The 223-nt window shown below is 42.6% G+C and carries 1 protein-coding gene; it reads left to right on the top strand.

From position 1 onward, the window contains the following. The coding region (locus tag FD50_RS07860) for a major capsid protein (protein ID WP_187328410.1) at positions 1 to 223 on the top strand (223 nt) is incomplete at both ends.

Genomic DNA, 223 nt, shown 5'->3' with positions numbered 1-223 from the left:
GTTGAGAAGATGGCTATGGATGTGTTGGCTACTGGTAAAATTACCGATGAAGATCTTGATATTTCTTTGGATTACCAAGTTCCAGCAGAACATCAAGCAACGCTCGCAAGTACTAAGACATGGGATAAAGACGGTGTCGATATTCTGAACGACTTGGTTACTTTTGCTGATGCGTTGGATATCACACCAACGCGTGCACTGACATCTAAGAAAGTCTACCGTT

The sequence above is a fragment of the Liquorilactobacillus satsumensis DSM 16230 = JCM 12392 genome (assembly GCF_001435195.1).
GTDB lineage: Bacteria > Bacillota > Bacilli > Lactobacillales > Lactobacillaceae > Liquorilactobacillus > Liquorilactobacillus satsumensis.
Note: the sequence above shows the minus strand (reverse complement) of the source record. Positions and strands in the feature narration are given on the sequence as shown.